General features: G+C 62.6%; 29 protein-coding genes and 1 pseudogene. 23 read left to right on the top strand and 7 right to left on the bottom strand.

The genetic code is table 11. From position 1 onward, the window contains the following. Positions 1 to 774, bottom strand: coding sequence for an AraC family transcriptional regulator (locus tag CK226_RS10625; RefSeq protein ID WP_095791812.1), 774 nt, complete (start codon positions 772 to 774; stop codon positions 1 to 3). Positions 775 to 983: 209 nt separating this feature from the next. Between CK226_RS10625 and CK226_RS10620 the strand changes: the two genes are divergently transcribed. From CK226_RS10620 to CK226_RS10595, 6 genes are all read left to right on the top strand, one after another. Beyond that, the gene (locus CK226_RS10620; protein ID WP_095791811.1) at positions 984 to 1,406 is read left to right on the top strand and encodes a VOC family protein; all 423 of its coding nucleotides are present in this window, start codon (positions 984 to 986) and stop codon (positions 1,404 to 1,406) included. Between the two features lie 30 nt (positions 1,407 to 1,436). Beyond that, positions 1,437 to 1,799, top strand: a complete 363-nt coding sequence (locus tag CK226_RS10615) for a DoxX family protein (RefSeq protein ID WP_095791810.1) — start codon at positions 1,437 to 1,439, stop codon at positions 1,797 to 1,799. 89 nt (positions 1,800 to 1,888) lie between these two features. Beyond that, entirely contained in the window at positions 1,889 to 2,341 is a 453-nt protein-coding gene (locus tag CK226_RS10610; protein WP_095791809.1) for a hypothetical protein, read from the top strand. A gap of 130 nt (positions 2,342 to 2,471) precedes the next feature. Beyond that, positions 2,472 to 3,053 (top strand): TetR/AcrR family transcriptional regulator, encoded by a 582-nt coding sequence (locus CK226_RS10605; protein WP_095791808.1) that lies wholly within the window; start codon positions 2,472 to 2,474, stop codon positions 3,051 to 3,053. Further along, the gene (locus tag CK226_RS10600; RefSeq protein WP_095791807.1) at positions 3,050 to 3,886 is read left to right on the top strand and encodes a DMT family transporter; all 837 of its coding nucleotides are present in this window, start codon (positions 3,050 to 3,052) and stop codon (positions 3,884 to 3,886) included. The genes CK226_RS10605 and CK226_RS10600 overlap by 4 nt, the downstream gene beginning before the upstream one ends. Positions 3,887 to 3,974: 88 nt before the next feature. Beyond that, positions 3,975 to 4,589 carry a LysE family translocator gene (locus CK226_RS10595; protein ID WP_095770657.1) on the top strand — a complete coding sequence of 205 codons (615 nt, stop codon included), beginning with the start codon at positions 3,975 to 3,977 and terminating at the stop codon, positions 4,587 to 4,589. A 107-nt stretch (positions 4,590 to 4,696) separates the two neighbouring features. Here CK226_RS10595 and CK226_RS10590 read toward each other — a convergent pair whose 3' ends face one another. Beyond that, entirely contained in the window at positions 4,697 to 5,008 is a 312-nt protein-coding gene (locus tag CK226_RS10590) for a transcriptional regulator (protein ID WP_095770656.1), read from the bottom strand. 643 nt (positions 5,009 to 5,651) lie between these two features. On the opposite strand from CK226_RS10590, the gene CK226_RS10585 reads away from it, so the two are divergent. Beyond that, complete coding sequence (locus CK226_RS10585) at positions 5,652 to 6,038, top strand: hypothetical protein (protein WP_179301015.1); 387 nt, start codon at positions 5,652 to 5,654, stop codon at positions 6,036 to 6,038. 414 nt (positions 6,039 to 6,452) lie between these two features. Continuing rightward, positions 6,453 to 7,049: a glutathione S-transferase gene (locus CK226_RS10580; RefSeq protein WP_095791865.1), complete on the top strand. Its 597-nt coding sequence runs from the start codon at positions 6,453 to 6,455 to the stop codon at positions 7,047 to 7,049. A gap of 62 nt (positions 7,050 to 7,111) precedes the next feature. On the opposite strand, the gene CK226_RS10575 is transcribed toward CK226_RS10580, so the two are convergent. Next, positions 7,112 to 7,768, bottom strand: coding sequence for an outer membrane protein (locus tag CK226_RS10575; protein WP_095770654.1), 657 nt, complete (start codon positions 7,766 to 7,768; stop codon positions 7,112 to 7,114). 413 nt (positions 7,769 to 8,181) lie between these two features. On the opposite strand from CK226_RS10575, the gene CK226_RS10570 reads away from it, so the two are divergent. The 7 genes from CK226_RS10570 (at position 8,182) to CK226_RS10540 (ending at position 13,740) form a co-directional block, all read left to right on the top strand. Then, on the top strand, positions 8,182 to 8,946 hold the full coding sequence (locus CK226_RS10570) for an SDR family oxidoreductase (RefSeq protein ID WP_095791805.1): 765 nt from the start codon (positions 8,182 to 8,184) through the stop codon (positions 8,944 to 8,946). Then, positions 8,943 to 11,009, top strand: coding sequence for an excinuclease ABC subunit UvrC (gene uvrC, locus CK226_RS10565; RefSeq protein ID WP_095791804.1), 2,067 nt, complete (start codon positions 8,943 to 8,945; stop codon positions 11,007 to 11,009). The genes CK226_RS10570 and uvrC overlap by 4 nt, the downstream gene beginning before the upstream one ends. 97 nt (positions 11,010 to 11,106) lie before the next feature. After that, positions 11,107 to 11,703: a CDP-diacylglycerol--glycerol-3-phosphate 3-phosphatidyltransferase gene (gene pgsA, locus CK226_RS10560; RefSeq protein ID WP_010915213.1), complete on the top strand. Its 597-nt coding sequence runs from the start codon at positions 11,107 to 11,109 to the stop codon at positions 11,701 to 11,703. A gap of 1 nt (position 11,704) precedes the next feature. After that, positions 11,705 to 11,962 carry a molybdopterin converting factor subunit 1 gene (gene moaD, locus CK226_RS10555; protein ID WP_095770651.1) on the top strand — a complete coding sequence of 86 codons (258 nt, stop codon included), beginning with the start codon at positions 11,705 to 11,707 and terminating at the stop codon, positions 11,960 to 11,962. 4 nt (positions 11,963 to 11,966) lie between these two features. Continuing rightward, positions 11,967 to 12,446: a molybdenum cofactor biosynthesis protein MoaE gene (locus CK226_RS10550; protein WP_095770650.1), complete on the top strand. Its 480-nt coding sequence runs from the start codon at positions 11,967 to 11,969 to the stop codon at positions 12,444 to 12,446. 95 nt (positions 12,447 to 12,541) lie between these two features. After that, entirely contained in the window at positions 12,542 to 13,306 is a 765-nt protein-coding gene (locus CK226_RS10545; protein ID WP_095770649.1) for a YbaY family lipoprotein, read from the top strand. A gap of 164 nt (positions 13,307 to 13,470) precedes the next feature. Beyond that, positions 13,471 to 13,740 (top strand): hypothetical protein, encoded by a 270-nt coding sequence (locus CK226_RS10540; protein WP_095770648.1) that lies wholly within the window; start codon positions 13,471 to 13,473, stop codon positions 13,738 to 13,740. A 116-nt stretch (positions 13,741 to 13,856) separates the two neighbouring features. On the opposite strand, the gene ndk is transcribed toward CK226_RS10540, so the two are convergent. After that, the gene (ndk, locus tag CK226_RS10535; RefSeq protein ID WP_095770647.1) at positions 13,857 to 14,279 is read right to left on the bottom strand and encodes a nucleoside-diphosphate kinase; all 423 of its coding nucleotides are present in this window, start codon (positions 14,277 to 14,279) and stop codon (positions 13,857 to 13,859) included. A gap of 361 nt (positions 14,280 to 14,640) precedes the next feature. On the opposite strand from ndk, the gene CK226_RS10530 reads away from it, so the two are divergent. Beyond that, positions 14,641 to 14,907 carry a DUF2934 domain-containing protein gene (locus CK226_RS10530; RefSeq protein WP_095791803.1) on the top strand — a complete coding sequence of 89 codons (267 nt, stop codon included), beginning with the start codon at positions 14,641 to 14,643 and terminating at the stop codon, positions 14,905 to 14,907. Between the two features lie 82 nt (positions 14,908 to 14,989). On the opposite strand, the gene CK226_RS10525 is transcribed toward CK226_RS10530, so the two are convergent. Beyond that, a complete protein-coding gene (locus CK226_RS10525; RefSeq protein ID WP_095791802.1) occupies positions 14,990 to 15,682 on the bottom strand; it encodes a glutathione S-transferase family protein in 693 nt (230 codons plus the stop codon). A 67-nt stretch (positions 15,683 to 15,749) separates the two neighbouring features. Here CK226_RS10525 and CK226_RS10520 point away from each other — a divergent pair, with 67 nt between their 5' ends. Beyond that, positions 15,750 to 16,262, top strand: coding sequence for a DinB family protein (locus CK226_RS10520; RefSeq protein WP_019857317.1), 513 nt, complete (start codon positions 15,750 to 15,752; stop codon positions 16,260 to 16,262). Positions 16,263 to 16,385: 123 nt separating this feature from the next. Here CK226_RS10520 and CK226_RS10510 read toward each other — a convergent pair whose 3' ends face one another. Beyond that, a complete protein-coding gene (locus tag CK226_RS10510) occupies positions 16,386 to 17,345 on the bottom strand; it encodes a LysR substrate-binding domain-containing protein (RefSeq protein ID WP_095791801.1) in 960 nt (319 codons plus the stop codon). 112 nt (positions 17,346 to 17,457) lie between these two features. Here CK226_RS10510 and CK226_RS34865 point away from each other — a divergent pair, with 112 nt between their 5' ends. The 4 genes from CK226_RS34865 to CK226_RS10485 all read left to right on the top strand — a co-directional run bounded on the left by CK226_RS34865 (position 17,458) and on the right by CK226_RS10485 (position 20,072). After that, positions 17,458 to 18,294 carry a hypothetical protein gene (locus CK226_RS34865; RefSeq protein WP_179295916.1) on the top strand — a complete coding sequence of 279 codons (837 nt, stop codon included), beginning with the start codon at positions 17,458 to 17,460 and terminating at the stop codon, positions 18,292 to 18,294. 45 nt (positions 18,295 to 18,339) lie between these two features. Further along, entirely contained in the window at positions 18,340 to 19,266 is a 927-nt protein-coding gene (locus tag CK226_RS10495; protein ID WP_095788448.1) for a DMT family transporter, read from the top strand. After that, entirely contained in the window at positions 19,259 to 19,462 is a 204-nt protein-coding gene (locus CK226_RS10490; protein ID WP_010915223.1) for a hypothetical protein, read from the top strand. The genes CK226_RS10495 and CK226_RS10490 overlap by 8 nt, the downstream gene beginning before the upstream one ends. A 151-nt stretch (positions 19,463 to 19,613) precedes the next feature. Further along, a complete protein-coding gene (locus CK226_RS10485; protein ID WP_019857325.1) occupies positions 19,614 to 20,072 on the top strand; it encodes a MucR family transcriptional regulator in 459 nt (152 codons plus the stop codon). Positions 20,073 to 20,147: 75 nt separating this feature from the next. Here CK226_RS10485 and CK226_RS10480 read toward each other — a convergent pair. Then, positions 20,148 to 20,394: pseudogene (locus CK226_RS10480) on the bottom strand (helix-turn-helix domain-containing protein); the annotation flags it as partial. A 141-nt stretch (positions 20,395 to 20,535) separates the two neighbouring features. On the opposite strand from CK226_RS10480, the gene CK226_RS10475 reads away from it, so the two are divergent. Beyond that, positions 20,536 to 22,413 (top strand): ABC-F family ATP-binding cassette domain-containing protein, encoded by a 1,878-nt coding sequence (locus tag CK226_RS10475; protein ID WP_095791800.1) that lies wholly within the window; start codon positions 20,536 to 20,538, stop codon positions 22,411 to 22,413. A gap of 83 nt (positions 22,414 to 22,496) precedes the next feature. Next, a complete protein-coding gene (locus CK226_RS10470) occupies positions 22,497 to 24,605 on the top strand; it encodes a molybdopterin oxidoreductase family protein (protein WP_095791799.1) in 2,109 nt (702 codons plus the stop codon). The last annotated feature ends 28 nt before the right edge of the window (positions 24,606 to 24,633 follow it).

Raw genomic sequence — 24,633 nt, 5'->3', positions numbered from 1 at the left:
CTATGTTTTCGAGGAGGCGTCCGCGTGCGTCGATGGCGTGACGCCGGACAATCGCCGGCTCTCGCGTATCAGATGAGCCTGATCCGAGTAGCCGGCTTCGACCGCCAGCACCGCGGTTGAAGCGTCGCCGGACATTTGCCTCAGGCGCCGGTAGCGATGAAAGCGCAGGATGCGGTCGAGCGTCTTGGGGCCATAGCCGAAACTTTCCTCGAAACGGCGACGCAGCGTCCGCTCGCTCATATGCAAGGTGTGCAGCAGGAACGGCACCAGCGGCCTGTCGGCCGGCAGTCCCTGGTCGACAACGTCAAAGGCAAAACCCATGGCCGCATCGGGCGCACGGTGGTCTTGCGTGTATGCGCCGATCGCCTTCTCCAATTGTCCCACCATGCCGGCGAGATCGGGCATGGCGCGGACACCGCCTGCCAGATGGCGCGCCCGCGCCCCCCAGAGGTCAGTGAGGTCGAGGCGTTCTCCGACGATCTGGTTGGCCGGCACGCCCAGCCAACCGGCGGCCGCCCCCGGCCGGAATCTGAAGCCGACAATCGTCGCCCCTGACGGCAGTATCTCGATCTGCGGCTCCCGGTCGGGTCCCGCGATCCGGAATCTGCCGTCGATCAACTGCAGGTCGATCGTCGCATCCGGCGTTATCACGACCGGTGGAGCGTCACGGTCCCGCATGCGGTGGACCCAGACGGACGCGAAAGCGGCACCCAGCCGCCTGTCTGCGGGGCGTTCCTGGAAAGAGCCGGTGGTCTGGGCCAGTACCGCTTCCATCCCTTCAGCCTTCGTCAGCCAGCCCGGCCTGGTCTTCTCGTCGGCTCGTCGTTCTGGTCCACGGTCTCAGCCATTTTGGCCGAAATCTTCAATGCGGGCCGCTCCCGCCATGGCAAACCATACCAAGCCTTTCGGTGCCATTCGCAACCACTTCGGCGCCTAGGTCACCGATACCGTGCAAGTCCAGAATAAAGAAAGGAGAAACCAAAATGAAAGCTCGCATCAGTGTCATCACGCTTGGTGTCGATAATCTGGAGGCGTCGCTCGAATTCTACCGAAACGGACTGGGGTTTCCGACCGAAGGCATCATCGGCAAGGAGTTCGAGCACGGCGCCGTCGCCTTCTTCGATTTGCAGAACGGCTTGAAGTTCGCGATCTTCGAGCGCTCCAACATCGCCTATGACGCCGGCGTCGCCCAAACCGGCCGCAGCCCGACCGAATTCACCATCGGTCACAATGTCCCGAGCAAGGCCGAGGTCGATGCCGTGATGGCGCAGGCCATCAGCGCCGGCGCGCGCCCCGTCAAGCCCGCCCAGGACACATTCTGGGGTGGCTATGCCGGCTATTTCCAGGATCCGGATGACCATCTCTGGGAAGTCGTCTTCAACCCTGCCTTTCTTCCCGAGGACTGAACCCCGGCAGGCATCTGGCAGGAGGTTGGCATGTTCGCTCAAACGGTTCAGGCGCTGGGCGCGCTTCTGATCGGCGGCGTGTTCGTATGGGCCGGCGTCGAACATTTCGTGAAGTTCAGGGCAATGGCCGAGTATCTGGCCGCCCGGCAATTTCCGGCCCCTGCCTTCCTGCTCGCCGCGGGTTCGGCGTTGGAGATCGTCGCCGGCTTCTTGCTTGCCATGGGCATCGCGGTGCCTTTCGCCGCCGGCGCGCTGGTCGTGTTTACGCTGGCGGCGAACATGTTCCTGCTGCGGTTCTGGGCCTGTGAGGGCCTGGAACGGCAGACGTCGCGATCCGCCTTTCTGGTCAATTTCGCCGTGATTGGCGGATTGCTGCTTGCGGCAACCGTCTAGTCTTGTTCTGGAAACCATTGTTTCGGCAACCGCTTGACCGCCGCCGAGCGAATCCGCACAGTGCGCGCAATCGACCTTGAGAGGCTGCCATGACTCGCTTCGCCAAATCCGCACTTGCCGCTCTGATTTCGCTCTGCACCCCGTTTGCCGCGCCTCTCGGTATCACCCAGGCGGCGCAGGCGGCCGACCTTGCCGTCTATTCCGACGACGATGGCGGCATCTGCGGCCAGCCCTGGGTGCTGAGCAAGATCACCAGCCGCTTCTCCTACCAGGTGCATCACGTGCCGCACCTGCCGGATGTGCAGATCACCGATTTCCGGCGCATCCACCAGCATCGCTATCTGCCGGCCAATGATACCTGGCCGATCGGCCGCCGCTATTGCGGCGCCACCGTCAGTCTCTCCGACGGGCGCGACCGGACCATCTGGTACCTGATCGAGGAAGGCCAGGGCTTTGCCTCGATCGGCGACAATGTCGAATTCTGTGTCTCGGGCTTCGACCGCTGGATGGTCTATAACGGCCGCTGCCGCGTCCTGCGCTAGACGCAGCCTCCCTTCGCGATAGCTTTGACGCCTGCGGCTCGATCAGCCGCAGGCGTTTTGTCGTGTTGACAGAAGACGCGATCCATTGCATAGAGATGAGACAGACCTGTCTCATCATCAGGAAAGCACCATGGCGCCGCCAACGCCCTCCGACAAACGCCAGCATGTCATCGAAACCGCCTATGCGCTGTTCAAACGCGCCGGCTTCCATGCCACCGGCATCGACCGGATCATCGCCGAGGCCGACGTGGCCAAGATGACGATGTACCGGCATTTCCCAAGCAAGGACGAGCTGATCGTCGCGGTGCTCGACTATCGCGCCAGGCGTTTTGACGATCAGCTCGACCAGCTTGCCCAAAAGAGCATCACGCCGGAGCAGAAAATCGCAGCGATTTTCGACTGGCATGGACGCTGGTTCCGCAGCCCGGATTTCCACGGCTGTCTGTTCGCGCATGCGCTGGCCGAGTTCGGCGATCCCGGGCATCCGGTGTTCGAGGCTGTCGCCAGGCAGAAGAATGGCCTTCGGCAGCGCATGCGATCGATCCTGTCGGAGGTGATGCCGCGCGGGCGGGCCGAGAACGTGGCGGCGACGCTGTTGATACTGATCGAAGGTGCCACCCTGATGGCGCAGATGGGGCAGGCGGATACCGCATTGCGTGAAGCGCGCAAGACGGCCCTGGACATCGTCGCCGCCTCGCGCAGACCACAATGAGCCCGCTGGTCATCGGGCTCGCGCTCTTCGCAGCGATCCTGCACGCAAGCTGGAACGCCTTCCTGCGAACCGGAGCCGACAGGTTGTGGACCGTCACCGTCATGAGCTTCTCCAGCACGGCGCTGGCCGTTCCGCTGGCCATCTTAAACGGTTTTCCAGCTACATCGGCCTGGCTCTATGTCGCCCTCTCGGCCTGCCTGCAGGTCGGCTACAGCGTCTTCCTGGTGGCCGCCTACAGATATGGCGAATTGGGACAGGTCTATCCGATTGTTCGCGGCAGCGTGCCTCTGCTCGTCACCCTTGGTGGCTTCCTGCTCGCCGGCCAGCAACTCACCGTTCTGGAGACCGTCGGCGTTGCCCTTGTCGGCGGCGGCATCATGGGTCTGTCACTCGGGCGCGGAAGAGCCGCCACGACATCGATCCTCTACGCGCTGGCAACGGGAGCAATCATCGCCGCCTATGCGACGGTCGATGCGATCGGCGTTCGTGTGGCGGGCAATGTCGGCGCCTACACGGCCTGGGTGCTGCTGGCCTATGGTGCATTGCTGCCGGCGACCTTCGTTGCTTGCCGCGGCCGGCTTGCTGTCGACCCGCGGGCGCCGGAAACCTGGAAGGCACTGGGCGGCGGCCTGTTCGCGCTTCTCGCCTATGGCGTCGTGGTGGCGGCCTTCGCGCTCGGGCCGGCCGGCCCGATCACCGCGATCCGCGAGACCAGCGTCGTCTTCGCGGCCTTCATCGGCCGGCTGTTTCTTGGCGAGACGCTGACGCCCCGCCGGGTCGGCGCCTGCGCCATCGTGGCGCTCGGCGCCATCTGCCTCGGTTATCAATCGTGACGACAATCTGAACTTTCGGGCTATCGACGGCAGGCAAATCGGCTAACCTGGACACCCGAGAGCAACACGTCACTTTCGGGAAACCTTCATGGACCTTGCCACCATCCTTGCCTTCGCGGCAGCCTTCTTCGTGTTCGCCGCCAGCCCTGGCCCCGACAACATGACCATCGTCGCCCGCACGATCTCCAGCGGCGCCGCGTCGGGCATCGCCTATGGCGCCGGCACGGTGGTCGGCATCCTTATCTTCCTGGTGCTCGCAGCCCTCGGCCTGTCGATCATTGCCGCCAAGATGGCAATCGTCATGACGGTGCTTCGCTACGGCGGAGCGGCCTATCTGATCTGGATGGGCATCAAGCTGTGGACGGCCGTGCCCGTCGTGCCGGAACTGCAGCCCGTCTCACGGCGGCGCGGGCTGCTGACGATCTTCGCCACGGGTGTCGCGCTCAATCTCGGCAATCCGAAAATGCCGCTGTTCTACGTGGCGCTGTTGCCCAACGTGGTCGGGGCTTCGCTCACACCAGCGCATCTTGGCATTCTGGTCGCGGTGATCCTGGCTGTCGAGATTGTGGTGATCGGCGGGCATGTTCTCCTCGCCGGCCGTGCCCGCAGTCTGCTGCGCACGCCCAGCATAGTGCGCCGGGTCAACCGCGCGGCAGGCGGCGTCATGATCGGCGCCGGCGTTGCCGTGATCACCACGCGCTAAAAGCAATTCCAGGAAAAGTGTGAAACGGCCTCCCGGGAAAACCGCATGGCGCTTTCCCTAGGGAATTGCGTCAACGCAAAGTGTTAGAAGTCGCTCGGTCGCAGCGCCTATTTCCTGCGTTGCGTCACTTCGGCCTGATCGATGATCTTGCGAAGAAAAGCAATGTGGCCGCGAAAGGCCCGCCGCCCAATTGTCGTTGCCTTGACCCGGGTCTGCGGCCGTCGCCCGACGAAAAGCTTTTCGACATCGACATAGCCCGCTCTGGCCAGCGTATCGATGTGCGCTCCGAGATTTCCGTCGGTCGTTTCGATCATGGCCTTCAACTGGGTAAACTCCAGCGCCTCGCGCTTTTCCAACGTGTTCAGGATGGCCATGATCCTGAGCCGTATGCTCTGATGGATGATGTCGTCGGCGCTCACCGATAGGCTCTACTGCGGCAAGGCCCTGGACCGTCGCAACATGGCCCGGCGATTGCGGGCAACGGTCCTGTCTGTTGCCTTTGTGTGACCGAAATCAAATCGCCAGCTCCTGAATTTACGCAGAATACTCTGCCTTGCAGAGTTATCTGTCAATCAGCCGCTGGCGATGGAACTGCGCTTGACAAGGTGATCTTCAGATTGGTCGTCGCGTCGCGCTCGTGATCCGCATGGATCGCTCACTCGTAGAAGATGATTGCTTCGATGAGGTGGCAGGTCGTGATATTCGCGGACGAAGATCATGCGTGAAGCCGCTCGCTAATCTTCGCGGCTTCATGGCGGCTTCGCATCGAGAATGCCGGTGTGAAATTGCTTGCGATATAAGAAGATCAGCAGCGGATTTTTGCGATGATGAGTGCGATCGCGTGTCGATCTCAACCAAAATTTAAGCTGAGAAAATCATACCATTGCTTCGCTGGCTAGCGAGCCGCGAGTCAGATATGCATTGCGCGCCGGGGTCATTCACGGCCAACGGCATAACGTGAAGGGGCATGACATGGCTAAGCAGTCATCTAAAGCGCCGGCATCCAAGGCACCGGCAAAGAAAGCACCCGCAAAAGCAGTCGCGGCGAAGGCCGCAACAGCAGTGAAGAAAGCAGCGCCTGCGAAGGCGGCGGCCAAGCCTGCGGCAAAGGCAGCACCGGCCAAGAAGCCGGTGGCGGCCAAGGCTGCGGCAAAGCCGGCAGTGAAGAAGGCGGCGCCCGCCAAGGCAGCGGCAAAGCCCGCAGCGAAGGCAGCACCGGCGAAGAAGCCGGCGGCCAAGGCAGCAGCGAAGCCCGTGGCCAAGCCCGCGGCCAAGAAAGCAGCGCCCGCCAAGGCTGCGGCAAAGCCTGCCGCGAAGGCAGCGGCAAAGCCGGCCATGAAAGCAGCAGCGGCCGCGACCAAGCCCGCGGTAAAGAAAGCCGCCGCGCCGAAGGCCAAGGCAGCGCCTGCGAAGGCGAAGGCGAAGGCGAAGGCTCCGGCCAAGAAGTAGATGGATCGTTGGGGCGTCGCGTATCCCTTCGGGGTTCGCAAGGACGCTCTGACGCTCTGGATCGAAGCTGTTCGGCAGCGGGTTCAGCCTTGAGGCTGAACATCGGGATGGGACCGAGGGGCAAGCAAAGCGAGGCGCCGGTTGGCTGCCTCGCTCGCTCCTTGGATCGTCTCCTTGCCGCGGTCGGCGAAGGCCCGGGTGCGATGCCTCGGGTTCGTGAGATGCGAATGCAGGTTGAATCCCGTCAACCTGCCGTCGTCGCTCGTGTTTCCAGCGTACCAGTCCGTAGGCTTGTCCGGGATGTCTGGAGCGGAAACCGCCACCGGTTTCTGGCCGCTGTTTTCTCGCGCTCTGGCGGTTGATCGCAAGCGCCTGTCCAGTCAACACTGGACGCCTGCAAACAGGAAACCGATCATGCCGAAGCTGCTCTACGCGTCCGCCTCTCCTTACAGTTCCAAGGTAAGGATGGCCGCGGCCTATACCGGGATCGCGATCGATCTGGTGCCGGTCAAGACCGAGGACAAGCCGGCCGAACTGATCGGCGCCAATCCACTTGGCAAGATCCCGGTGCTGGTGCTCGACGATGGTCGTTCCATTCACGACAGCCGCGCCATCACCCAGCACCTCAACCGGATTTCGAAGAACGCGTTGTTTCCGCGCAATCCCGACAAGCGGCTGGAGGCGGAAGTGCTGGAGGCACTGGCCGACGGCATCTGCGATTGCGCGCTGTCGATGGTCTATGAACGCCGCACCCGGCCCGAAGAGATGGTCTATCAGCCTTGGCTCGACCGGCAGTGGGCGAAGATCGCCGCCGCGCTCGATCTGCTCAATGCCAACCCGCCGAAACTACCGAAGAAGATCACGGCCGGTCAGATGGCGTTGCGCGCTTGCCTCGGCTATCTCGCGCTGCGTTTCGCCGGCAGGTGGGAAAAAGGCCGTGGCCGGCTGACTCGCTGGGCAGCACGTTTCGACGAAAAATTTCCGGAGCTGAAGTCGGCGGTTCCGGCCTGAGCGGCCGACAATAAAAAAGCCGGGCACGAGGCCCGGCTTTTTCGTGTCGTGGCTTGAACGACTTAGAACTTCATACCGAGGCCGAAGGTGACGCGGTTGTCGGTGGCCTTGACCTTGCCGATACCATCGAAGCTCTTGCTGCCGAAGTCGGTGTAGCGGTACTCGACACGGCCGAAGACGTTGTCGGTCAGCTTGATGTCGGTGCCGACGCCGGCGGTCCAGCCGATCATGGTGGCGGTGTCGCTGGCAGGAATGACCGAGTCTTCCACCTTCAGGCTTCTGCCGGCGAGACCGCCAGTGCCATAGAGCAGGATTTCCGGGGTCACGGCGTAGCCAAGACGGGCACGCAGCGATCCTTCGAAGCCGCCCTTTGAGTTGATGCCGTTGTCGTCACCCTTGACGCCGTTGTAGCCGAGTTCGGCTTCACCGCCGTACACGAAGTTCTCCTGCTGCCACTGATAGCCGCCGAAGACGCTGCCGACGAAACCCTTGGTGTCGGTCGAAACGTCGAAATCCTTCTCCTTGGTACGGCCGCTGAAGCCGTAGCCAACGTTAAGACCGACATAGGGGCCGGCCCAGGATGCGACAGGCAGTTCGGCGACCGGTGCGGGTGCCGGGGGCTCTTCCTGGACGACGTCTGCGGCATAGGCAGTACCACCGAGGGCGAAGAGCCCGAGCGCAACGGCCAGCGGCCGTGCGAATTTGAGATTGGCTTGCATTGTTCTTTACTCCTTAAGCCACAGGACACAGGCTTGTTTCTCACGATCGCCATCAACCCGTCCGGGGGGTGAAACGGATCTGGCGTTCGTCGGTTCCAAATGTCGTGTCAAAATGAGGCTGAAGCGAACCTGAACTTGGGTCATTACCCGGCGCGAATGAGGCGGAACCTTGACGTTGCATCTTCGCAACAGCGAAATGTCAGCAGCCATTTCATGCTGCGCTGCACACCGCTTGGTGCAAGGAGTCCAGCGTCCTATATTGCGTTCCGGCGCTCCCGACTCCAAGACGAGTCGGCATGCCGAACCGAGCGTTTCGCCACAATGCAGCCCCAAGTGCGAATGCCGTTTAACGCATGCCGAGCCATATTTCGTCGGCGCCGTGTTTTCGGGCCGAAATTGAGGATTGACAGCAGATGAGCAAAGCCATTGCCGCGGCCCTGGTGACCGGCGGGGCGAAACGGGTCGGCAAGGCAATTGTCGAAGACCTCGCCGGCCATGGCTTTGCCGTCGCCATCCACGCCAATCGCTCGCACGACGAGGCGGATGCCTTGGCCGCGGGGATCAATCGGTCTGGCGGCCGCGCCACCGTGGTTGGGGCGGATCTGACCGACATGACCGCCGTCAGCGGCCTCGTCGGCCAGGCGCAGGCCGCGCTGGGTCCAATCTCGCTGCTGGTCAACAATGCGTCGCTTTTCGTCGGCGATTCCGTTGAGGATATCGATTGGCAGGCCTGGGACCGCCACTTTGCCATCCACGTGAAAACGCCGGCGCTGTTGGCGCAGAATTTCGCTCGCGCCTTGCCTGAAGGGCGCGAGGGGCTGATCGTCAACATCATCGATCAGCGCGTCTGGCGGCCGACGCCACGCTACTTCTCCTACGCGTTGTCGAAGTCGGCTTTGTGGACCCAGACGCAGATGCTGGCGCAAGCGCTCGGCCCGCGCATTCGCGTCAACGCGATCGGGCCTGGCCCGACACTGAAGAATGTCCGCCAGGACGATACCGATTTTGACGCACAGCTCGCTGGCCTGATCCTGAAGCGCGGCCCGGAATTGCCGGAATTCGGCGCCACCATCCGCTATCTCTGGGATGCGCGCTCGGTCACCGGCCAGATGATCGCGCTCGACGGCGGCCAGCATCTTGCATGGCAGACGCCCGATGTGACAGGCATGACGGAATGAGTCCTTTGGATCACAAAAACAAGGCGCGTGGCGGCGCCGATGACCTGCCTCCCGAAATCGACCTCGAGGACGAGGCGCTCGAGGAGATCGTCGAACCGACAGGCCCGGATGTCGCCTTCACCGCCATCGACTGGACGCCGCATGCCGGCGATGCCGAAGGCATGGTCGGCGCCGAGGTGATCCAGACCTTGGTCAAGCGGCTGCCCAACGCGCCCGGCGTCTACCGCATGATGAACGCCGCGGGCGACGTGCTCTATGTCGGCAAGGCACGCAGCCTGAAGAAGCGCGTCACCAACTACGCGCAAGGCCGGTTCCACACCAACCGCATCGGCCGCATGGTGCGCGAGACGTCGACGATGGAATTCGTCGTCACCCGCACCGAGATCGAGGCGCTGCTGCTCGAAGCCAATCTTATCAAGCGCTTGCGGCCGCGATTCAACGTGCTGATGCGCGACGACAAGTCGTTTCCCTATATCCTTTTGACCGGCGACCATGTCTCGCCCGGCATCTACAAGCATCGTGGCGCGCGCTCGCGAAAAGGCGACTATTTCGGCCCGTTTGCTTCGGCCGGCGCCGTCGGCCGCACCATCAATTCGCTGCAGCGCGCCTTCCTGCTGCGCAGCTGCACCAACTCGTTCTACGAGAACCGCACCCGGCCGTGCCTGCTCTATCAGATCAAGCGCTGCGCCGGCCCTTGCACCGGCGAAATCTCGCATGAGGGCTATGCCGAACTGGTCGCCGAGGCGAAGGATTTCTTGTCCGGCCGCAGCCAGAAGGTGAAGACCGAGATTTCGGCCGCCATGCAGCAGGCATCTGAAGACCTCGATTTCGAACGTGCCGCCATCTATCGCGACCGGCTGGCCGCCCTGTCGCATGTGCAGAGCCATCAGGGCATCAACCCGGCGACCGTCGACGATGCGGATGTCTTCGCCATCCATCAGGAAGGCGGGCAGGTCTGCATCCAGGTCTTCTTCTTCCGCACCGGCCAGAACTGGGGCAACCGCGCCTATTTCCCGAAAGCCGATCCTGCCCTGGAAGGATCGGAAGTATTGGGCTCGTTCCTGGCGCAGTTCTACGACGACAAGCCGACGCCGCGCGCCATCCTTCTGTCGCACGGCATCGAGGACCAGGAATTGCTGGCCGAGGCGCTCTCGACCCGCGCCGGCCGCAAGGTTGCGATCTCTGTGCCGCAGCGCGGCGAGAAGAAGGACCTGACCGACAATGCCTTGCAGAATGCGCGGGAGGCGTTGGGCCGCAGGCTGGCCGAAACCTCGACGCAAGGACGGCTGCTTGCCGGTTTCGCCGAGACCTTCGGCCTGGCCAAGCCGCCGGTGCGCATCGAGGTGTACGACAACTCGCACATCATGGGCACCAATGCCGTCGGCGCCATGGTTGTCGCGGGACCGGAAGGGTTTGTGAAAAACCAGTACCGGAAATTCAACATCCGCTCGACCGAGATCACCCCGGGCGACGATTTCGGCATGATGCGCGAGGTGATGGAGCGGCGCTTCTCGCGGCTGCTCAAGGAACATGGCGATGTCGCGCCCGACGACACGGCCTCGGCGCAAGCGGGCGATGATGTCGAAGACGACATCTCCGGCAGCTTCCCGGCCTGGCCCGACGTCATCCTGATCGACGGTGGCCAGGGCCAGATGACGGCGGTGCGCAAGATTCTCGCCGATCTCGGCATCGAGGACCGCGTCGTGGCCATCGGCATCGCCAAGGGCCAGGACCGCGATGCCGGCCGCGAGCGTTTTTTCGTCAAGGGCAGGGATTCCTTTTCACTGCCGGTGCGCGACCCCGTGCTCTATTTCGTCCAGCGGCTGCGCGACGAGGTCCATCGCTTTGCCATCGGCTCGCACCGGGCGCGGCGCAAGAAGGAGATGGTCAAAAGCCCGCTCGACGAGATCGCCGGCATCGGCCCCGGCCGCAAGCGCGCGCTGCTGCTTGCATTCGGCACCGCCAAGGCGGTCAGCCGTGCCGCGATCGAGGATCTGAGGAAAGTCGACGGTATTTCCGAACAGGTCGCCAAACTGGTCTACAATCATTTTCACGAAAGTTAAAAAATTCAGCACTTTCAGCTGGCCAGTCGAATCTGGCCTGTTGACCCCCTACATTCGCTTCTGATTTGAGTACGCAGGCAGAAAGAGTCCACCAGATATGGCCCAGCGCGCGTTCAACCTGCCCAACATGCTGACCTATGCCCGCATCATTGCGGTGCCGCTGGTGGTGCTGTGCTTTTTTCTCGAAGGCCATCTGAAATCGAGCGACTTCGCCCGCTGGTCGGCGCTGGTCATTTTCCTGCTGGCGTCCGTCACCGATTATTTCGACGGCTATTTTGCGCGCGCCTGGCAGCAGACCTCCAATATCGGCAAGATGCTCGACCCGATCGCCGACAAGCTGCTGGTCGCGACCTGCCTTTTGCTGCTTGCCGCCGACACCGATCGCCATGCCGGCATTGCCGGCTGGTCGCTGTGGGCGGCCATCATCATCCTGTGCCGCGAGATCCTGGTTTCTGGCCTGCGCGAATATCTGGCGGCGCTCAAGGTCTCGGTGCCGGTGACGCAGCTTGCCAAGTGGAAGACCACCATCCAGATGGTCGCTATCGCTTTCCTGCTGGCGGGACCGGCCGGTGACAAGATCTTCCCGCTGACGACGCAGACCGGCCTTGTGCTGCTGTGGATCGCGGCACTCGTCACACTCTACACCGGCTACGACTATTTCCGCGCCGGCCTCAAGCACATCATGGATGAGTGAAATGACGACCCGCCTCATCTATTTTGCCTGGGTACGCGAACGGATCGGCATGCCTGAAGAGCATGTCGAATTGCCCGCCGGCATCGAGACGGTCGCCGATCTCTTGCGCTGGCTGCAATCGCGCGGCGAGGGCTACGAACATGCGCTGCAATATCCCGACGTGATCCGCGTTGCCATCAACCAGGAACATGTCGACCACCGCGAAAAGATATCGGGCGCGCGCGAGATCGCGCTGTTCCCGCCGATGACCGGGGGCTGACACCGTGTCGGCCGTCCTGGCGCTGACCGTGCGCATCCAGCGCGAGGATTTCGACGTCGCCGCCGAGATCGCCGGACTGACGGCGGGCCGCACCGACATTGGCGCGGTGGTTTCTTTCTCCGGGCTCTGCCGCGATGAGCAGGGCGCGCTCACGGCATTGGAGCTCGAACATTATCCTGGCATGGCGGAGGCCGAGATCGGCCGTATCGCCGCCGAGGCGGTTGAGCGCTGGCCGCTGCAGGGCCTCACCGTCATCCACCGCCATGGCCGGATTCGTCCGGGCGAGAATATCGTGCTGGTGGTGGCCGCCTCTGCCCATCGCCAGGCCGCGTTCGAAGCGGCGAACTTTCTCATGGATTACCTCAAATCGCGCGCGCCCTTCTGGAAGAAGGAGCATCGCGCCGATGGTTCTGAAGGTGGCTGGGTCGAGGCCAAGGAAACCGACGCGCAAGCGGCAGAGCGCTGGAAGTCATCGTCCGAATAAATCCCGTCGCAGCCATGTATTGACCGCAATCCTTTGGCCAATTGCGTGAGGTTGATCAGCCCCGGGGATTGGCAGTCCGGGCAAGGGAGGCGGTCATGCTGGACAGGCTCGCGGAGTTCTTCGTCTTCGGTTTCGTGCCTCTGGTCGTCGGCATCCTGGCGGTGCCGGAATTGTCCGTGGCCGCTGAAAACGCGGTGAGGGGCGAGGTGATCTATCGCGAGCGCATCGCCCTGCCGCCCAGCGCCGTGCTTTCCGTCCAGCTCGCGGATGTTTCAGTAGCCGATGCACCGGCCAGGATCATCGGCGAGCAGACTATCAAGCCGGCCGGCCAGGTGCCGATCAGCTTCGAGATCAAACTCGATCCGTCGGTGATCCGGTCACAGATGACCTATGCGCTGCAGGCGCGGATCACCGTTGACGGCAAGTTGATGTTCATTTCCGATGTGCGCCATCGGCTGGACCCGCTGACCGACGCGCCGCAGACCATCATGCTGAAGTTGGTGGCGTCAGGCACCGAGCCGGCGGCTTCCATCTTTGGCCAGCTCTGGGTGGTCGACTATGTCGATGGCATTGGCGCCATCACCGCGCCGCAGGCGACGTTCAGGATCAGCGAGGCCGGCAAGGCCGGCGGCAGCGGCCCCTGCAACACCTATTTCGCCACCGCGAAAGTCGATGGCCAGGCGATCGCCATCAGCGACGTCGGCTCGACCTACAAGGCCTGCGCGCCGGAGGTGATGGCCGAGGAAAAGGCCTTGTTCGATGCCTTGGCCAAGGCGGCGTCATACAAGGTCGACGCCGGCAAGCTCGCCATATCGGACAAGGACGGCCACGAAATCCTGCGCTTCAGCGCCGCGAGTTAGCGCTTAATTCGATCGCCCGACACTTTCCGGAATAATTCGGGCAGGAGAAGCGTTTCTCTCCCAGACATGGCGGGTAGGCAAAAGGGATATTTTCGAATGTCCCTTCGTTGAAGCCGCCAGACCTGCTGCGGCTTGTTCTGGCCTTAACTCAAAGGAGTCCAGAGATGAAAACGCACGCGCTTATCCTTGCTGTCACAGGCGTATCGCTCCTTGCTCTCACCGGCCTTGCGAAGGCGGACGACCATCTGTTCAATGCCCTTCAGCATGGCCTCAGCGCCGATGGCCGACCCTTCCAGACCAACAAGGCCGGCCACAGCGGCGATCTGGCGCCTGGGCAGGGTAGTCCGTTTGCAGGTGCCGACACCCAGACACCGGCCACCGACACGGCGGCAGCGAACGCCCATGCGAACGTAAAAGATCGTCAGCCGAAGTGACCAGCACCGCCACTGCGATGCGCAGCGGCGTTGGCAGCGAGACCTGACCATTGCGTCAATGAAAAAGGCCGGCGAAATGCCGGCCTTTTTACGGGGTACAAGGTGCGACTGTCGGCTCAGCCGACGATCTCGGTGTCCGAGAACCAGTACTTGATCTCCTGCGCGGCGGTTTCCGGCGCGTCGGAGCCGTGCACCGAATTTTCGCCGATCGACAGCGCGTGCACTTTGCGGATGGTGCCTTCGTCGGCGTTGGCCGGGTTGGTGGCGCCCATCACTTCGCGGTTCCTGGCAATGGCGTTCTCGCCTTCCAGCACCTGGACGATCGTCGGAGCCGACGACATGAACTCGACCAGTTCGCCGAAGAACGGACGGTCCTTGTGGACGGCGTAGAAACCTTCCGCCTCACGGCGGCTCATCCAGACGCGGCGCGAAGCGATGACGCGCAGGCCTGCATCTTCTAGCATCTTGGTGATGGCGCCGGTGAGGTTGCGCCGGGTTGCGTCCGGCTTGATCATGGAAAAGGTGCGTTCGAGCGCCATTGGTCGTCCTTGTCTGAGAATGGAATTGAGAGTGGCGGGCTCTATACAGGCCGCCCCGCCCATTGCCAAGGGGTGAGGAGCGGTCCCGAAGCGGACGGAAAGCCAATTGCCTGGCGTTCCGAGCGACGAATGGTGAAGCCCTGTCGGCCTTTGGGCGGATTGAAAGGTCCAGTGCATCTTTCAAGGGGTTTGAACGCCCGAAGGGCAGGGACCGCGAGCGAAGGACCGGAGCAGTGGGCGCTTCCATGTCAGGCCGGCAAGCCGCCAGGGCGAGATCAGACGGCTGCACAGCAACGCTTTGCTTGCTATAGTCACGCGTCGGCGCCGCGCTGAAGTCGGCCCGAATGGAGACAACACGACCATGGCAGACGATCGTCAGGACCGCATTCGCAACCGCGCGCATCAGATATGGCAGGAAGAGGGGCAACCGGCCGGTCACCACGAACGCCATTGGCACCAGGCGGCCGCCGACATCGATCGGGAGGATGCGGGTAAGCCGCCGGCAGCCAAGAAGCCGGCCAAGAAGGCATCTGGCGCCGGCAAGGCCAAAGCCGCTCCCAAGGAAGAAAAAGCGGCCGCGAAAGCCATCAAGCCGAAGACCAGCAAGCCAAAGAAGGCGGCCAAGTAGGCCCGCTATCCCGCCGCTGATTTTCGCCATGGATTGACGGCAGGTCCAACCTGCCTCGCGGGAGGGCCAGCGCTTGCGGCCGTCAGGCCGCCGCGGCAACCTTTCGTCCCAGCCCGCCATGCAGGTCGAGGCAACGCGCGAACCATTGCGTCACGACATCGCTGTCTTCAAGCAGCTGGTAGGGCGTGGCGATGCGCGCCCATTGCAGCGCGCCGAAGACGATGTAGTCCGCAAACAGCGGCGAGGCGCCGCCGATGAAAGGCTGGTAGCCCAGCATCGAGCGCAGCGGCTCGAGCGAAGCCCGAAACGCCGCCAGGCCGGCATCGCGCGCCGCGACGACATCTTCCAGCTGCTTGCCGAAGCGCTGCTCCCGGCTCTGCCGGAAATACACGGCGTTCTCTTCGTCCTGCATGGCATGGAGATCGACGAGCGCCGCAGTGGTGACGTAGGGATGGATGGTCAATTGCGACCAGCGCTCGATGAAGCGCGCCATCGCCTTGCCGCCGTCGCCGCCAAACAGCGTCGGCAGATCCGGATAGGCTTCCTCCAGATAGAGCGCGATGGCGAAGGAATCGATGACGACCTTTTCGCCGTCGCGGATCACCGGAACGGTTCTCGAAGCGCCGCCCTCGATGGTGGGCACCTCGAGAAAACGCGTCGGCGCGGTCGAGATATCGAGCCCCTTGTGGGCCAGCGCCATCGTCGCCTTCCAGCAATGTGGACTGAACGGACGGCTCTCGTCACGCCCGACGAGCTCATAAAGCAGAATGGTCATTGGCGCGGGTCTCTTTGCGGTCTAGGTATCGCTCGCGACACCCCGAAACGGGGCGGCTGGAGAAAAGATGAAACAGCATTTCATGATGTTTGCGGCGTATAATCAATGGGCCAATGGCCGCATCTATGATGCCGCCGCGGACCTCGATGAAGAGGAGTTCAATCGCGACGTCGGCGCCTTCTTCGGCTCGCTGATGGGCACCCTCAACCATCTGCTCGCTGCCGATCGCATCTGGATGAAGCGCTTCACCGGCGAGGGCGACGCGCCGACGGCGCTGGATGCCATACTGCACCGGGCCTTGCCCAAGTTGAGGACGGCGCGCGAGGCGGAGGACCGGCGGATCATCGACTGGCTCTCTGGCCTGAGCGACAAGGCGCTGTCGGGCCGTTTCACCTATATGACCCTGTCGGACATGCGCACCGTCTCGCAGCGTCTTGCGCCCGCGCTGGCGCATGTCTTCAACCACCAGACCCATCATCGCGGCCAGGCGCATATGATCCTGACGGTCCTTGGCCGTCCTTCCGTGCCGCTCGATCTGGCGCATTTCCAGCGTACCGAAGAGGGCAGGGCTTTCGCCTGATCCGGGCGAGCTGCCTGCGCCGACTACCGCCGCATCTTCTGCAGAAGCATGGCCTTCACGTCAGGCCATTCGGAATCGATGATGCTGAACCGCACGGAATTGCGTTTCCTGCCGATACGAATTTCAGACAGCTTCGGTAGCCAGATCGCGGATTTCACTGTCCAATTGGCGTTGCGTCAAAGCCGCTTCCGCCATGACCCATTGTTTGAACAGCAGCACCTTGCGTGCGGCAAGGCACTTGTGGGGGGAGACGAAATACCAGCCGGCGGTATTCGGATGGTGGACGGCAAAGGGAGCGACCAGCCTTTCGGCGCGGATGTCGCTGGCCATATAGGCACGGTTGGCCACGGCAAAGCCCATTCCGGCATTGGCGGCCTCATAGGACATCATGCACGAGTCGAAATAGATGCTTTTGGTCTCGCTGAGCACGAAACTGGCGCCGGCAAAGCCAAGCCAGGACTGCCAGTTCTGGGTGCAGGTGTCGGAATGCAGAAGCGTGAAGTGCCTGAGGTCGTCGGGCGTCACCTTTGACGCCGGCTTGTTGCCAAGAATCTCATGGAACAGTTTGCGGCTGCACACCGGTGTCAGGTCTTCCCGAAACAGCAGATCGGATGGCAGCCCGTTGAAATGGCCGTCTCCATAGCGGATTTCGAGATCGAAATCGGAGGCCGTGAACTCATGCGTCGCGTAGGAGGTCGACACCCGCATCACGATATCGGGATGTCGCCGCTGGAACTCCGGCAGGCGCGGAAACAGCCAGCGCGCGGCGAAGGTCGGCAGCACGGATATTTTCAGCACATGTTCCTGCGATTGTCCGGTCGCTTCCATGCTGGCGGCGACGATCCGCTCCAACGCCTCGCGAACACGCGAGACATAGGTCTCGCCTTCCGGCGTCAACGACACCGCATTGCCACCGCGCTGGAAAATCTTGAAACGCAGCTGATCCTCCAGGCTCTTGACGCGCTGGCTGACCGCTGAGGCGGTGATGAACTGCTCCTCGCCGGCCCGCGTGAAATTCCCGTGGCGTGCAGCACTCTCCACGATTTTCAGCGAATTGAGGTTGACCTGACTGAGCAAACGCACGGGCTTCGACCTTAAGCTGGGCTTACACTAGCACCAGCATTCCTAATTTTACAGGGGGGGCTAATTTAATCGACTGTTAATCAAGTGTTTGCCCCCCACTTGGAGAAGTACAATGAACGCACATACCATACCCGAACTGCGCTATGCGATGAGCCGTGAGGCCATTATCGGCCACGAAACCGCCTGGAAAGTGTCGAGTTTCGGCGTTGCACAGTATCTGCATGGCTATGACCCGGCACTGCTCGCCGCAATCGAGGAGGCCGCTTTGAAGCTCAAGGACAGTCATGCCGTGCACAAGCACCTCGACCTGACCTTCATCACCGGCGCCGACCGTTTCATCCCCGAAATCAAGGAATTGCTGCACGACAAGCGGCGTCTGGAGCGGCTGTCCGACATGATGGGCACGAAGCTGGAGCCCTATCCGCTGTCGATCGTCGGCTCGACCGTCACCTTCATGAATCCCAGGGACGGCGCCGTCGAATGGCATTGCGACGGCGTCCCGGTCACCGAACTCATTCCTTTGTCGATCAGCAACCCGCTGGTCGGCGGCCATCTCGAAATCTATTGCGACGATTCCGAGACGGGCCGCGCCATCCTCGAATCCGGCCGCGAGATCCCGCGCAACCGCATCATGCGCATCGATCACAAGATGAATTACGCGACCCTCGGGCAATTCCTTGGCGTCCTGCATCGCACGGCGCCGATCCAGTATGGCGAGCGCGTCACCCTGGTGCTCAACCAGCGTTCGGTGGCCAAGCCCTATGTCGACGACAACCGCATGTTCTATCTTGCCGCCGACAATGATCACGACCGCGACTGGGTCAACGAATTGGCCGAAGACGTCTGGACCAACCAGCTGCCGGCCTATCGCCGGTTCGAGGCGGAGCATCCGACGCCCGCCCCGTCCGCCGAAGCACAGGTTTCGGGCGGAGCCAGGGAATCATGGTAGTCAACCATGATCCCGAAAAGTGGGAGCCGGTCTTCGGGCAAGATCATGGTCCAACACAGGGATAGAGCCCCAGGCCGATTGTTTCGGCACGGATCAGGTTCGATATCCGCGCTGGTCTTTGCCGCCGGCGCGGTGGCTTTGTGGTCGACCAATGCTTTGGTCGGCAGAACCCTGCTGGCAACACATCCGGTGTCGCAAGTGCAGTTCCTGCAATTTGCGGGAGCTGCACTGGTCTTCGCCTTGATCCGGCTCATGAACCGTGAGGAAGCGCGGCCAATGGCGCCGAGGGCGACACTCGCTCCTCTCGCTGTCGGATTCATCGGTCTGGTCGGCACCATGGTGCTGCAATACGTCGCCTTCGCCTCGATGCCGGTAATCGAAGCCAATCTCGTGGCCTATACCTGGCCCTTGATGGTCGCCGCGGCAGTGATCGCCTTCGACAATCCCCGGCGTCCGGTCATGCTGGGGCTTGCCGCGGCCCTTGGCTTCGCCGGCGTTGCGCTGGTGATTTCGGGAGGGCGTGAGAGCAACTGGTTCCAGGGCAATCTCCTCGGCTATTTCGCCGCATTCGGGTCCGCGCTGTGCATGGCTTTCTATTCGGTGATGGTTGGACGGCTCGCCACTTCACCCGATCGGCTGCTGCTGCCTTCGTCGCTGGTCGGCGTCGCGTTGACGCTTCTATGGTCCGCTGGCGACGGCGTCGCCTGGCCCTCCGGCGTCGATCTCGCCCTGGGGCTCTATCTCGGCGCCGGCCCAATGGGACTGGGTTATTACTTCTGGTCGCGCGCCTTGAAGCTCGAAGGCAGCGGCAAGGTCGCGGTCGTCGCCTATCTCACGCCGATTGGCTCGACATTGCTGCTGACCCTGTCCGGTGAGCGGTTGACGACAACCGCAATTGCCGGCGCCGTCCTCGTCATCGGCAGTTGTATCGCGGTCGGCCTGGAGCGCTCGGAGGTGCAAGACTATGTTTGACGACAATGAACGTCTCGCCAGGCAGGAAGCGCATTGGCTGATCAAGGAATTTGGCGCCGAAGCACCGCTCTACGCGGCGATGAAGGCCGAAAAGGCGATTGAGCAGAAGGATTTCGGGCGCTGTGCCCGTTGGCGGCGTATTCTTGAGATATTGGCCGACGCTCGGACGACCAAGTCTGCTGCTTCCAAGTATTAGATTTTCTAATTTGCGCAGCGTCGATTTTCCATAAAAATAGTTGACGCCAAGTCTTGATTCGTTTTGGCACTTGGCGCCCGTTGGGGGACGCGGTTAAAGAGATACATCGACGAAAGTCTTCGCTGGGGTGGATGGCTTTCTCGCAAATAGGATGAAAGAATTGTCAAATATCGAGGATAAGACCGTTATAGAGCTAACGGCCGATATTGTCTCGGCCTATGTCGGCAACAATCCACTCCCAGCTTCCGGCCTGCCTGACCTGATTGCCAGCGTCAGCGCCTCGGTTCGAAAACTGGCTGGCGCGGTCGTCGTGGAAAGCCCGAGCCTGGTTCCGGCCGTAAACCCCAAAAAGTCGGTATTTCCCGACTACATCATCTGCCTGGAGGACGGAAAGAAGTTCAAGTCGCTCAAGCGACACCTCAGGACAGACTATGGTCTGAGCCCGGACGACTATCGGGCCAAATGGAGCCTGCCGCCGGACTATCCGATGGTCGCTCCGAATTACTCGGCGACCCGGTCGGCACTGGCAAAGTCGACGGGACTTGGCCGCAAACCGGCAGCAGCGCCGGCCGCCGTGGCAAAGGGTGCCAAGCGCAAGGCGGCTGGCTAAGCGCGAAGCGTCCCGGCCAACCGGCCTGGACGCGACAGCCAATGGAACCCGGAAAGCGGCTTTGCCCTTCCGGGTTCACCGTCTGATTTGCGGTTGATCGCGCAGAACCACGTTCAGCAACGAACTGTGCACCACGAGTTTCCCATTGTACTCGATGAATCCGAGGTCGCGGAACTTGTTCATGAAGTGCTGACTCCCGGTCGCGTTGTGCCGATCATTTCGGCAAGCGTCTCCTGGTTGACCTTGCCGAGAAAGGGTTCGGGCTTTTCCTCCTTGCCGAAATTTGCCAGCAGCAGAAGTGCCGTGCCAGGCGCTTTTCGCTGAAGCCGCGACATCGCCTTGCGAGAATATCTTCTGGTGGCCACCAATTCGCCTCGCGCTCCCGCCTGTGTTTCAGGCCTTGTGCGGCCAGCTGGCCCGCAAGGTCTTGCGAAGAGTTGATGTCCGGTGCAAAAGCGCGGCCATGCTGATCATCAACGACCTTTCGCTCCGCATGGCCGGGCGCCTGCTTCTCGACCATGCCTCGCTGACCTTGCCGGCCGGCACCAAGGCCGGCCTTGTCGGCCGCAACGGCACCGGCAAGACGACGCTGTTCAAGGCCATCACCGGCGATTTTCCCTCCGAGACCGGTTCGATCGGCCTGCCGAAGAACACGCGCATCGGCCAGGTGGCGCAGGAAGCGCCGGGAACCGAGGAGCCGCTGATCGAGATCGTGCTCAAGGCCGACCTCGAACGCACGGCGCTGCTCGAAGAGGAAAAGACCGCGGCCGATCCGCACCGCATCGCCGATATTCACATGCGGCTGGCCGACATCGACGCGCATTCGGCCGAGTCCCGCGCGGCCACCATCCTCGCCGGCCTCGGCTTCGATGACGCAGCGCAGCGCCGGCCGGCCTCGTCCTTCTCCGGCGGCTGGCGCATGCGCGTGGCGTTGGCCGCCGTGCTGTTTTCAGAGCCTGATCTGCTGCTGCTCGACGAGCCGACCAACTATCTCGACCTCGAAGGCACGCTGTGGCTGGAAAATTACGTGTCGAAATACCCACACACGGTTCTGCTGATTTCGCACGACCGCGACCTGCTCAACCGTGCCGTCAACTCGATCGTTCATCTCGACCAGAAGAAGCTGACCTTCTGGCGCGGCGGCTACGATCAGTTCGAGCGCCAATACACCGAGCAGAAGGAATTGCAGGAAAAGGGCCGCGTCAAACAGGAGGCCGCCCGCAAGCATATGGAATCCTTCGTCGAGCGGTTCCGCGCCAAGGCGTCCAAGGCCAGACAGGCGCAGTCACGCATCAAGGCCCTGGAAAAGATGAAGCCGATCGCGGCGATCGTGAACGATTCGGTGCGGCCGTTCTCTTTCCCCGAACCGGTGAAGACCGTGGCATCGCCGATCGTGGCGCTGAACAACGTCAATGTCGGCTACACCGAAGGCCAGCCGATCCTGAAGAAGATGACGTTGCGCATCGACGCCGACGACCGCATCGCGCTGCTTGGCGCCAACGGCAACGGCAAGTCGACCTTCGCCAAGCTGCTGTCGGGCCGCCTCAAGCAGGAGAGCGGGACCATGACGGTGGCGCCCGGGCTGAAGGTGGCGATCTTCGCCCAGCATCAGCTCGACGATCTGCGTCCGGACGAAAACGCCTATGAGCATGTCCGCCGGCTGATGCCGGAGGCGCCGGAATCCAAGGTGCGCGGCCGCGTCGCCCAGTTCGGTCTGACGACCGAGAAGATGAATACGCCCGCCAAGGACCTGTCCGGTGGCGAGAAGGCGCGCCTTTTGATGGGCCTGTCGGCCTTCGAGGGGCCGAACCTGTTCATTCTCGACGAACCGACCAACCATCTCGACATCGACAGCCGTGAATCGCTGATCCATGCGCTGAACGAATTTCCCGGGGCCGTCATCCTGATCTCGCACGACCGCCATTTGCTTGAGGCGACCGCGGATCGGCTGTGGCTGGTCAAGGATGGCGCGGTCAACCCCTATGATGGCGACCTGGAGGACTACAAGACGCTGGTCACCGGCGTGTCCGGCGACCGCCGCGGCAAGCGCGAGGCCGACAAGGCGTCAAAAGCCGACCGCCGCCGCGATGCGGCGGCGCGCCGCGCCGCCTTCGAACCGCTGGCCAAGGAAATCCGCGCCACCGAGGCGCTGATGGACCGCCTCCGCAAACGCATCGACGGCATCGAGGACGAACTGGCCAATCCGGCGATCTATGAAAAGGATCCCTCGACGGCGACGCGCCTGGCCAAGGAGCGCTCGCAACTCGCCCAGACGCTGGCCGGCCACGAAGAAAAATGGCTGACCATGTCGGCCGAGTATGAGGAAGGCACGGCGGAGTAGGGGGAGCGTTCTTTCGTTTGGGAGAGAAGGAAGGGCGCTATCTGGCCCTACACGCCACGTGCGAAACTCGCTAGACATGCGTCATGAACCAGCACGCCAAGCTCCGCATCGGCCATTCGGCCTGTCCGCATGATTGCCCGTCCACCTGCGCGCTCGAGGTCGAGTTGCTCGACGGCAACCGCATCGGCCGTGTCCATGGCGCCAAGGCCAACAGCTACACATCCGGCGTCGTCTGCGCCAAGGTCGCGCGCTATGCCGACCGTGTCCACCACCCCGACCGCTTGCTGAAGCCGCTGATCCGCGCCGGCTCCAAAGGCGACGGCGTCTGGCAGGAAGCGAGCTGGGAGGCCGCGCTCGACCTCGTCGCCGAAAAGTTCATCGCGGCCGAAGATAAATACGGCTCGGAGACGGTCTGGCCTTATTTCTATGCCGGCACGATGGGGCTGGTGCAGCGCGACGGCATCGACCGGCTGCGTCACGCCAAGAAATATTCGGGCTTCTTCGGGTCGATCTGCACCAATCTCGCCTGGACCGGCTGGATGATGGGGGCGGGCGCCTTGCGTGGGCCCGACCCGCGCGAAATGGCGAAATCCGACTGCGTGGTGATCTGGGGCACCAATGCCGTGGTCACGCAGGTCAATGTGATGACCCATGCCATCAAGGCGCGCAAGGAACGCGGCGCTAAGATCGTCGTCGTCGACGTCTATGAAAACGCGACGATGAAGCAGGCCGACATGGGCCTTGTGCTGAAGCCCGGTACCGACGGCGCGCTGGCCTGCGCGGTCATGCATGTGCTGTTCAGGGAAGGCCTGGCCGACCGCGCCTATCTCGAAAAATACACCGACGACCCGAAGGGGCTGGAGGCGCATCTTCGGACACGATCCCCTGAATGGGCGGCCGAGATCACGGGCCTGTCGGTCACCGAGATCGAGGCCTTTGCCCACCTCGTTGGCACGACCAAGAAAACCTATTTCCGTCTCGGCTACGGCTTCGCCCGCCAGCGCAACGGCGCCGTCAACATGCATGCCGCTTCCTGCATCGCCGCGGTCACGGGCAGCTGGCAGTATGAGGGCGGCGGCGCCTTCCATTCGAATTCCGGCATCTTCAAGCTCAACCAGGAGGTGCTGGAAGGCACCAGGATGCGCGATCCCTCGATCCGCCATCTCGACCATTCGCGCATCGGCCCGGTGCTGACCGGCGCCGGCGACGCGCTCTACGGCGGGCCGCCGGTGACGGCAATGCTGATCCAGAACACCAACCCGGTGAATGTCGCGCCGGAGCAGCGGCTGGTAAGGCAGGGCTTTCTGCGCGACGACCTGTTCACTTGCGTGCACGAGCAGTTCATGACCGACACCGCCAGGCTGGCCGATGTCGTGCTGCCGGCGACGATGTTTCTCGAACATGACGACGTCTACAAGGGCGGCGGCAACCAGCACATCACGCTCGGGCCCAAGCTGATCGAGCCGCCGGAAGGGCCGCGCACCAACCATTTCGTCATCGAGCAACTCGCCGCGCGCCTGGGGGTCGCAGACCGCCCGGGTTTCGGCCTGACCGAACAGCAGCATATTGACATCATTCTCGGCAAGCGTGGGCTGGGCAGTTTCGACAGCTTGAAAGAGCAGAAATGGGTCGATCTGCAGCCGGATTTCGAGGCCGCGCATTTTATCAACGGGTTTGGCCATGCGGATGGTAAATTCCGCTTCCGCGCCGACTGGACCGGCCAGGCGGCTCCCAACCGGCCGCCGAAGAGCATGGGCCTGTTCGGACCGGTGGAACGGCTGCCTGAGTTTCCCGACCATGTCGACCTGATCGAAGTGGCCGACGAAGCGCATCCATTCCGGCTGACGACCTCGCCGGCGCGCAACTTCCTCAACTCGACCTTTGCCGAAACGCCGGTGTCGAAGGAAAAGGAAGGCAGGCCGGCACTCCTCCTGCATCCCGACGACGCAGCGGACCTTGGGCTTGCCGACGGCGACCGTGTCGAGGTCGGCAACCTGCGCGGCGAGCTGGTGCTGCATGCCAAATTCTTCGACGGCATCAAGCGCGGCGTGGTGATCGCCGAAGGCATCTGGCCGAACAGCGCGCATGAGCGCGGCGAGGGCATCAACGTGCTGACAGGCGCCGATGCACCCGCGCCCTATGGCGGTGCTGCCTTCCACGACAACAAGGTCTGGCTGCGCAAGGCGGATTGAGCCGGGCGGAACCAGGTCGTCCGCGAGC

This window comes from Mesorhizobium sp. WSM4311, assembly GCF_002295115.1.
Taxonomy (GTDB): domain Bacteria; phylum Pseudomonadota; class Alphaproteobacteria; order Rhizobiales; family Rhizobiaceae; genus Mesorhizobium.
This window is presented reverse-complemented; position numbering and strand designations above follow the sequence as displayed.